This is a genomic window from Falsiporphyromonas endometrii (assembly GCF_042654485.1).
Classification (GTDB): domain Bacteria; phylum Bacteroidota; class Bacteroidia; order Bacteroidales; family Porphyromonadaceae; genus Porphyromonas; species Porphyromonas endometrii.
Genome location: NZ_JBHSGO010000148.1, coordinates 1 through 8,433, shown reverse-complemented (window position 1 = coordinate 8,433; position 8,433 = coordinate 1). Strand labels below are relative to the sequence as shown.

6 protein-coding genes and 1 tRNA gene are annotated in these 8,433 nt (G+C 39.5%); 2 read left to right on the top strand and 5 right to left on the bottom strand.

Annotated elements, in window-relative coordinates; all coding sequences use genetic code 11:
- Positions 1-148: 148 nt before the first annotated feature.
- The 4 genes from ACFO3G_RS04615 to ACFO3G_RS04600 form a co-directional block, all read right to left on the bottom strand.
- Positions 149-1,558 carry an MFS transporter gene (locus tag ACFO3G_RS04615; protein WP_380078416.1) on the bottom strand — a complete coding sequence of 470 codons (1,410 nt, stop codon included), beginning with the start codon at positions 1,556-1,558 and terminating at the stop codon, positions 149-151.
- 255 nt (positions 1,559-1,813) lie between these two features.
- Positions 1,814-3,115 carry a bifunctional folylpolyglutamate synthase/dihydrofolate synthase gene (locus ACFO3G_RS04610; protein WP_380078418.1) on the bottom strand — a complete coding sequence of 434 codons (1,302 nt, stop codon included), beginning with the start codon at positions 3,113-3,115 and terminating at the stop codon, positions 1,814-1,816.
- Positions 3,115-4,377, bottom strand: a complete 1,263-nt coding sequence (locus tag ACFO3G_RS04605; RefSeq protein ID WP_380078415.1) for an adenylosuccinate synthase — start codon at positions 4,375-4,377, stop codon at positions 3,115-3,117. Before ACFO3G_RS04605 ends, ACFO3G_RS04610 begins: the two co-directional genes overlap by 1 nt.
- A 33-nt stretch (positions 4,378-4,410) precedes the next feature.
- Positions 4,411-4,902 carry a hypothetical protein gene (locus tag ACFO3G_RS04600; protein ID WP_380078413.1) on the bottom strand — a complete coding sequence of 164 codons (492 nt, stop codon included), beginning with the start codon at positions 4,900-4,902 and terminating at the stop codon, positions 4,411-4,413.
- A gap of 575 nt (positions 4,903-5,477) precedes the next feature.
- On the opposite strand from ACFO3G_RS04600, the gene ACFO3G_RS04595 reads away from it, so the two are divergent.
- Together ACFO3G_RS04595 and ACFO3G_RS04590 are read left to right on the top strand one after the other, a co-directional pair.
- Positions 5,478-5,548: transfer RNA gene (locus tag ACFO3G_RS04595), tRNA-Gln, on the top strand.
- Positions 5,549-6,044: 496 nt separating this feature from the next.
- The gene (locus tag ACFO3G_RS04590) at positions 6,045-7,334 is read left to right on the top strand and encodes a phosphatase PAP2 family protein (protein WP_380078411.1); all 1,290 of its coding nucleotides are present in this window, start codon (positions 6,045-6,047) and stop codon (positions 7,332-7,334) included.
- A gap of 124 nt (positions 7,335-7,458) precedes the next feature.
- Here the strand turns inward: ACFO3G_RS04590 and ACFO3G_RS04585 are convergent, their stop codons facing one another.
- On the bottom strand, positions 7,459-8,058 hold the full coding sequence (locus ACFO3G_RS04585) for a hypothetical protein (protein ID WP_380078409.1): 600 nt from the start codon (positions 8,056-8,058) through the stop codon (positions 7,459-7,461).
- Positions 8,059-8,433: the final 375 nt, after the last annotated feature.

The window sequence follows — 8,433 nt, the reverse complement described above, 5'->3', positions numbered from 1 at the left end:
TCTGTTTTAGGAGTTCCTGTGAGTCCAATGGTAGCTCCCATCCAAAAATTGGCTGCTTAAACTCAAGAAATGAGAGGTTGCTAAAAAATTAGAGGCTGAATCATTACGAATAATGACACAGCCCCCTACTAATTAATATATAACTTGATTACTTAGTCTTGTTGGGCAATTCCAAACCAAAACCTTTCTTCTTGTCTGCAATCTTAAGTACAAAGCCAAGGAAGAATGCTGCTACACCAAACATGGCGAATACAATCATCGCTGTAGTGTAGTTTTTGGGTTCTCCCGGTGCAACATTTGGGTTTGTTACGTCAAGGATGCGGCCAATGATGATAGGTACTGACATCAAACCAATGTTTTGGATAAAGAAGATTGCCGAGTAAGCTGATCCCAATACTTTGTTGTCGATAATTTTTGGAACAGATGGCCATAGAGCTGCCGGTACAAGAGAGAATGAAATACCAAGTACGACAATAGCTGTGATAGCTATGGTAACGGCTGCCATATGTGAAACTTCATTGAATGGGAAGAATGCAAATGTAGCATGACAAGCAAACATCAAGACTGCTCCGATGATAAGCATGGTAGCTCCTTTACCCTTGTAGTCCAAGAAGGCTCCTAAGAGTGGGGTAATAAACATTGCTCCAAGAGGGAACATTGAGAAGATCTTGGCTGCAGTTTCTGTCTCCAAACCAATGTTAGATGACAACATCTCAGTTGCATATTTTTGGAATGGGAAGATAGCTGAATAGTAGAGTACACAAAGAAGTGCAACAATCCAGAACATGCCACTACCAAAAACTTTGCCAAGGTCAGAGAATTTGAATGGCTCTTCTTCCTCGATTTCTTCAGCGCCTTGTTCTTTTTCAAGAGCCTTATCCATAAAGCCATAGATGATATAAAGAATCAAACCTACAGCCAAAAGAATGCCCACGAAAATCACAGGAGCCTGTACTGAGAGGAACATTTCACCCTTCTGTGCGAAGTGCTTAGAGATCATTGGTGATGTCCAGAAAACAGCAAATACACCCAAACGAGCAATCGCCATTTCAATACCCATGGCAAGCGCCATTTCTTTTCCCTGGAACCATTTAACAATGGCACGAGAAACAGTGACACCACCCATTTCACAACCACATCCGAAAAGAGCAAAACCTATACAAGATAGTTTAGCCGATGCCGGGAAAGATGCTGAATTGAGCAAATCAAAACCAATACCACCCATATTGAAGTACTCCGAAAGGGCATAAATCTTAATGATAGCACCAAGAAGCATCAATGAGCCGGATAAGATAGCCGTAAAGCGTACACCCATCTTATCAAGGATGATACCGGCGAAAATCAGGAAGCCACAGAAAACATTAATAAAAAATTCGCTACTTCCGTAAGTTCCGAAAATGGTAGAGTCCCATTTTACAGTTTCTTCAAGTTGTGTTTTAAGAGGGGATAGCACATCCACGAACATGTAACCAAAGAACATGGTGAGTGCAACAAGGATAAGCGCGGTCCATCTTACTGCCGGCTTATCTCTTAGCGACTGAACTGTTGTTTGAGTCATAACGTCTAATTTGAATAATTATTTGTTTTGTAATTTATCGCAATACATTGATTCCCAACCGAAGTAAAACCTCGTTCGGTCAGATTGTGCGTGAATATAAAGTCTTCACACAATCAAAATAATTCAGTTTGTAAAGTCAACTATCTTATTCAGAGTTATATAATCTTTCAATGAGTATAAGGTACACCCATCGGGTTAGGATAATGACTTTCTGCAAAAGCCCTTAAAGATACTTCCTTCAGTTGACTTATGCTATTATTTGCACAAATTTAAGCTGTTAAGCAGATCGGCAATAACAAAATTGCTACCACCTATAAAGATAATGTCCTGATCAGTAGCATTGGCTCTCGCTTCATCCAGTGCCTCTTTGACACTATGAAATGAGAGGCCGCTAAGGTGGCATGAGTGAGCTATCTTCTGAAGTTCTTCTACCGGCATAGCTCTGTCTACTGATGCTTGACACCAATAGTAATGTGCATCTTTGGGTAATAAGTTGACCACTGCAGTAACATCTTTATCTCCTGCCATACCAAAGACGATATGCAAATTATCTTTGGTTAGCTTGCTGAGTCTGCTGACAATCTGAGCTATACCTCCGGCATTATGCCCTGTATCACAAATCATAAGAGGTTTCTTTGCCAATACCTGCCATCTGCCCATGAGTCCCGTTGATTGAACGACATGTTTAAAACCTTCTTTGACACCCTCTTCTGTGATATGATAACCTAATTTGTCTTTGAGAAGATGTAAGGCAAAAAGTGCTGATCGAGCATTGATGGGTTGGCAATCTCCCACCAGCTGAGAGTCTACAGTTCCCCAATGGATGGTGTTATATCTAATGTAGCTCTCATCGGGAAGCAATTCGTAGCTTTCTAACTCACCGGTCTTTTCTGCATAATAAATAGGAGCGTTGCGATCGGAAGAGAGTTTATCAAATACAGCCTTTGTGTCTTCATCTGCTTCTGCTACAATTACAGGTGTTTGAGGCTTGATGATACCTCCTTTTTCAAATGCAATCTCCTTCGTTGTGTGTCCGAGGAATTGAGTGTGATCCAAACTGATACCGGTGATGATACTAAGATCGGGAGATATGATATTGGTGCTGTCAAGTCGTCCGCCCATACCAACTTCAATAACAGCTACATCGACATTGCTATCAGCAAAGTAACGAAAAGCCATTACAGTGGTCAGTTCGAAGAAAGATGGATGAAATTCACCTATAAGAGATTTGGCTTTTTCGGTAAAGTCAACGACATATTGCTCATCAATCTTATTACCATTGATGCGAATCCGTTCGCGAAAATCCACCAAGTGAGGCGAGGTGAAGAGTCCGACTTTATAACCTGATTGTTGGAGAGATGCAGCCAAGAGGTGGCATGTGCTCCCTTTGCCATTTGTCCCGGCAACATGGATGGTCTTAAGAACTTTGTGCGGACTTCCGAAAGCTTCCGAAAGCTTCAATACGGTTTCAAGTCCGGGCTTATAAGCACTACCTCCACTATGCTGAAACACCGGGGTCGCATGGTAGAGGTAGTCAATAGCTTCATTGTAAGTCATCATCGGATGATAGTCTGGTTACGGTCCGGTCCGACAGAAACAATAAGGATGGGTACACCTAATTCCTCTTCAAGGAACTTGATATATTTGACGAAGTTAACAGGGAACTGATCTTCTCGAGTCATCTTTGTCATTGGCTCTTTCCAGCCCGGCAGTTCTTTGTACACCGGTTTGAGATCGTCAGATATATTGAATGGGAAATCTTTGATCTCTTCTCCATTGTGTTGATATGCCACGCACGCTTTGATTGTTTCGAAGTCGTCCATCACGTCACTTTTCATCATGATAAGCTTGGTTACACCGTTGAGCATGATGGTATAGCGAAGAGCTACAAGGTCAATCCATCCACAACGACGCTTTCTTCCTGTGACTGATCCAAACTCACGGCCCTTGTTGCAAAGTTCGTCTCCAACCTCATCAAACAATTCTGTAGGGAATGGCCCTGCTCCCACTCTGGTGCAATAGGCCTTGAAAATGCCATATACATCACCTATATTCTTCGGAGCAACTCCAAGTCCCGTACAACATCCGGCTGCCACAGTGTTGCTTGATGTGACGAAGGGGTAAGAACCAAAGTCAATATCCAAAAGCGATCCCTGAGCACCTTCGGCTAAAACACGCTTGCCTTCTTTCAATGTTTTGTTGATGAGAAACTCACTATCTACAAATTTGAAGGTCTTAAGGTATTCAATGCCTTCCATCCATTCCTTTTCCATTTGGTCAAGGTTGTCTACCGGATAGTTGAAATCAGCAAGCATTTTGAGATGTCTTTGCTTGGCCTTCATGTATTTAGCTTCAAAGTCCAGCTCGATATCTCCGACACGAATGCCATATCTTCCGGTCTTGTCAGAATAGGTCGGACCAATACCTTTGCCGGTGGTGCCGACTTTGGCATCACCTTTTGCAAGCTCATTGGCTGCATCTAAAAGCCTGTGTGTAGGCATGATAAGGTGAGCCTTGCGAGAAATGACAAGGCGTTGACGGAGATCGTGACCACTCTTGGAGAGAGCTACAGCCTCTTCCCTGAAAAGTTTTGGATCCAATACGACTCCATTCCCTATGACGTTGAGTTTGTCTCCTTGGAAGATTCCACTTGGGATAGAACGAAGAACATACTTTTCGCCTTCAAACTCCAATGTGTGACCGGCATTAGGCCCACCTTGGAATCTTGCTACCATATCGTATTGAGGGGTCAGTACGTCGACTATTTTCCCCTTCCCTTCGTCTCCCCATTGGAGACCTAATAATACATCTACTTTCATTTTAATATCTTTTAAGTTCACAGCATAAGATTGTCATGCTCGTGAATTAGGTTTCTTAATCTTATTCTCCTTACGACCACAATGCTTACATGTGCCATATATAAATACAGTAGCTCCGGCAATGTCGGTCTGAGGAGGTTTGGCTGCTAAGAGAGCACGAGTAAAGCGGGCACGCTTGTGAAGTTGAATTTTTCCACAATAAAGACAAAGCACTGCTACCGAATTGGAAAAGTGATAACCAAAAAGATAGCCTATGCCGGTCCCTACAAGGGCCGGTACGCGCATGACAATGCCGGCTTGTTCCAAAATCTTGAGGGTGTCATAGATACATCCACGCGTGGCAACGCCTCCCAACTCTGTATAACGTTTATAAAGCGTACGTGCAGAGAATGGGGTAGACTCCTCGTCCAATGTGAGAGCTGCTTTGAGAATTTCATAGCGCTCGTTAGTGTGATTGAGTCCGTGAGCTGAAATATAATCCTTCAACTGCGATGATAAAAGAAGTTGCACTTCTGTCTGCTTCATAATTGAGTTGTAATTCGTACCTACTTTGATCTTATAACCTTGCAAATTTAATAAAAAGACTACTCATTTAGAAGTTGTTTGGATTTATTTTGAATTTGACTGAAAGAGATTTCTACCTATTATTTAAAGCTGCATGAATTTGTTGTGTAAGTTGTTTGAAAGGGGCTTCCTATACCCATTTTATCTTAAATGAGATTGTTACAAAAAGGTGTTTTTCTTCGTTTTTTCTGCATTTAGCTTCAGTCACTTACATAAACATACCCCCTTCTTTCTCATAGTCAATGTTTTGTATCTCATCATTTTGCAATGTCACTAATTTGCTCGTAAAATTGGTGAGAATGGATATTCATGCAACATCTTCTTAGATATGTCTTTAGGAAGAGTATGCATTCTTATGATTCAATAATGTTTAACTCATTCTATTATAAGATGAAACCAATATAAGATTTAGTAATATTTTTACGAGTTGTATCTGTTGGGAATCTAAGATATGAGAAAATTATTACAAAATATTTGTTTTAAATAGAAAGAATACTACCTTTGCAGTGCTTTTGAGAGTAAAGGCAATTGGAGACTGTCCTGTGGTGTAATGGTAACACATCAGATTCTGGCTCTGGTATTGAGGGTTCGAATCCTTCCAGGACAACGATATTGTTAAGGTATCATCATTGTGATGGTACCTTTTTTTGTGTCTATACCAATGTTGTTTGAACTTTTAAGTTAGCCTCAATTGGGAGAAACTTGTCTTTTTATTCTCTTTTGATTGATGATTTCTATCATTGTTAGCTTAATTATATTGTGTGGTTTTCAAAATCTGTCTATCATTGCACCCTCTTAGAAAATATTTAGAATTAATTTAGTTCGTTTTATGGTGCATATTAAGAGATTGGGCGTCTGCATACAATTAAGGGAGAAAATGACTTTATATAAACCGATCATCTTCTGTCAGATTACTTGTATTATAACTTCCAATCAATAGGTTTCTTTCCTCTTATTAACCGACTTTTATCAAGATGTATAGATTGCCAGATACTCTGTGTTTTATGGGACTGTTGAATAAAGGAGTATTATGTCTTGCAACGCTGCTTTTGAATTGTTTGATTGCGCATGCAACAAGTGTGCGGGATAGCTCTTTGCGGTCAATGGAATATCCAGATACCCTTGTTTGTCCTTCTTGTAAGATATCAGAGACAAACTCTTTAGATATAACTAAATCCGATATAACTAACTTGGAGTATCTCAATGAATATAAGGATTTTAAGATGATTGGGAAGACCAAAGACCGGAGAGTGTTGCTCTTATCCGGTATTCCCATTTTTGCGGCTTCTCAATTAGGGAACGGCAAGATGATTAAAAATATTAGACAAACTTACTTTCCGAACTTTAACAACCATTTCGATGATTATATTCAGCATATCCCTTTAGTTACCCAACTTTCGCTAAGCCTTTATGGATTGAAAGATGTGGAAGGAGGTAAAAAGTTTGCAGAGGTAATGGTAGCAGATGCTCTTAGCTCTTCTCTTATGTTTTGTATGGTGATGTGTCTTAAGATGTCGGCCAAGAGTGAAAGACCGGATCATTCAGCAAGAAACAGTTTTCCATCCGGTCATACTGCAACAGCGTTTATGGGGGCACAATTGCTTCATAACGAATATGGAGAAGCTTATCCATGGCTATCAACCGGTGGTTATGCTGTGGCTTGTCTTGTAGGGATGGGGCGAATCCTCAATAATCGACATTGGGTAGATGATGTTTTGGCCGGAGCTTCAATCGGTATGTTTTCAGGGGAGTTGGGGTATATGCTCAAAGACTTAATCTTTAAACGTAAATTTAATATTGAGTGGTTCCCTTCAGCCAATCTTGAACCCGGGATGGAATATGACTTTAGCTTTGCTTATCAGTGGTCTGAACTTATGAATGTGTATTCCAATAATGATTATCAAAATACTACGGCTCTCATTTTTGGACTTGCTTATCGCACTAATGATTATTTTAGGTTTGGACTTGATACCGAATTGCGTCGCGATCAGTTTCCGTATGATGTGATTAGAGGTAGCTTGAAAGGATATTTGGATAAGAAGGAAAATCCGATGCCGTTTATTTTCAAAAAACTATCCTTGAGAGCTAAGGCTGAATATGATTTTAGAATGTATAAATCTCTTTATGGAGCAGCCTCTTTGGGGGCAGGGATGGTCCTCCCGGGTAAGTCGCTGTCTTTGGAAAACTCTTCCAACTATCTGCTAAAAACGAAGTGTGTTCCCTCTTTGCAATGTTCACTGGGTACATTCATCAGTATTACAACGAATTTGAGACTTAGTTTTTATGCCAATTTAGCATATCAGCAGAATAAACTTGATGGTGTCGGAGAAAATGCAAAATCAATAGGAAGTTCGTTTATGCTTACTACGGCTTTTGGTATTACTTGCAGGTAGCAAGTGTGCCTATCATGAATGTATAGTTAGAAAAGATGGTTAAGTGAAGCTGTTTTGAATTCGTTGATAAAGAGTATATGATCAACTTAAATCAAAACAGCTTAAACATTAGTGTGCCGGTCAATTATCTTTTAAGATATGCTGTAATTCTCTCTATATCATCTCCATCATCAGAAATCAACTCAATTTGTGATTTATCTTTAGAAATAGTTCCTTCGAAGATGACAGACTCCGTATCTGACTTGAGTCCCTCAATAGGAGAATTGAGATAATAAAATCCATCCTCATCTATTGAGAAGTTTTGCTTAGGATCTTCAATATCCATCTCTCCTGATAATTCCGAAAAGGAGGTGATGGTAAGTTTATCTCCATTCAATACGTAATGACAATCAATCGTAGTAAGCACAAACTGTTTTTTGTCGTTTATGATGTTTTTAATGAGGTTAAATCTAAAACACAGTAAGGATAAAGTGAGCTGATTGTCTTTCCCAAACTTGACTTCCAACTGTATGGGGTTTGACATGGAAGGCGTCTCAGAAACTTTTATCGATTGGTTTTCATCATCATCGTCGATAGAGATGTATTTCGTTAGATAGGTATGTCCATCGAGTGAAGATACTTTAGCCTCGTTGTTGGGCTCGTTTTTGTCGTCACCACAGCCGGTGAAGCACAATGCAATGAAACAAGTCAAAGCAAATGCAAGGATAGAATAAGTCTTTGCCATAAATGATTTTTTTGATAAATATGTTTGTTCAATCGGTCGCAAATATAATAGAACAACTTGATTATTCTACACCTACTATATAGCCATTGGAATCAAAATTAAGAAGCCGGTCTTGACTTCCTGCAATACTCAATTCTTTGAAGTCTTTGTTATTTCCCCTTATTATAAATTCAAAATATCTCATTGTCTCAAAATAATTTGCTCCAAATGAAGAATTATTCTCTTTAAAATAATTGATACTATTTCATTACAATACTTCGGTAAATTTTTACCGAAAAATTAAAAGTTAAACAATAGAACTGACAAAAGTCGGTTCGAAAACACTAAAGAGATCATTGAAATGTTGTCAAAACGAATGGTTAAGCATGAAGAAAT

Coding starts and splice junctions, on each gene's coding strand:
- ACFO3G_RS04615 (WP_380078416.1), bottom strand. CDS start 1,558: ATGACTCAAACAACAGTTCAGTCGCTAAGAGATAAGCCGGCAGTAAGA.
- ACFO3G_RS04610 (WP_380078418.1), bottom strand. CDS start 3,115: ATGACTTACAATGAAGCTATTGACTACCTCTACCATGCGACCCCGGTG.
- ACFO3G_RS04605 (WP_380078415.1), bottom strand. CDS start 4,377: ATGAAAGTAGATGTATTATTAGGTCTCCAATGGGGAGACGAAGGGAAG.
- ACFO3G_RS04600 (WP_380078413.1), bottom strand. CDS start 4,902: ATGAAGCAGACAGAAGTGCAACTTCTTTTATCATCGCAGTTGAAGGAT.
- ACFO3G_RS04590 (WP_380078411.1), top strand. CDS start 6,045: ATGGAATATCCAGATACCCTTGTTTGTCCTTCTTGTAAGATATCAGAG.
- ACFO3G_RS04585 (WP_380078409.1), bottom strand. CDS start 8,058: ATGGCAAAGACTTATTCTATCCTTGCATTTGCTTTGACTTGTTTCATT.